The sequence below is a fragment of the Bradyrhizobium altum genome (assembly GCF_020889705.1).
GTDB classification, from domain to species: Bacteria; Pseudomonadota; Alphaproteobacteria; order Rhizobiales; family Xanthobacteraceae; genus Bradyrhizobium; species Bradyrhizobium altum.
The window spans coordinates 1-577 of the sequence record NZ_JACMYP010000605.1 but is presented as its reverse complement, the minus strand read 5'-3'; the positions used below and the strand labels follow the sequence as shown (position 1 = coordinate 577).

Here is a 577-nt window from a genome sequence, read left to right as displayed (position 1 = left end):
CGACGGCTTTGTCGCCGCCGCCGAGCTCGCCGCGCGCGGCCGCGAGGTGTCGGTGATCCTGCCCTGCGAGCGCGACAGCCTGCAGGGCGACGCGGCGCTGGCGGCGAAGGGCTGGAAATATCCGGTGCTGCCGTTCAACCCGCAGGCGCTCGGCAAGCCGGCGCTGATCATCGACGCGCTGTTCGGCGCCGGGCTCAATCGTCCGGTCAAGGGCGACCCGCTGGAGATGATCGCGGCCATCAACGCCAACGGTACGCCGGTGCTGGCGGTCGACCTGCCGAGCGGAATCAACGGCACCACGGGCGCTGTCATGGGCGCGGCCGTGCAGGCGACCGAAACCGTCACCTTCTTCCGCAAGAAGCCGGCGCACCTGTTGCTGCCGGGCCGGATGTATTGCGGCCGGGTGCGCGTCGCGGACATCGGCATCGCGGCGCAGGTGCTCGACGAGATCAAGCCGCTGACCGTGGAGAATTTGCCGCAGGCCTGGCGATGGTCGTTTCCGGTGCCGCGGATCGACGGCCACAAATACGCAAGGGGCCACGCCGTCGTGGTGTCGGGTGATATCGCCTCGACCGGG

1 protein-coding gene is annotated in these 577 nt (G+C 69.8%); it reads left to right on the top strand.

The window, feature by feature from the left end; translation table 11 throughout:
- Window positions 1-577 (top strand): NAD(P)H-hydrate epimerase (locus tag H8B02_RS47670; protein WP_229172570.1); only part of this gene is annotated, 577 nt, incomplete at both ends.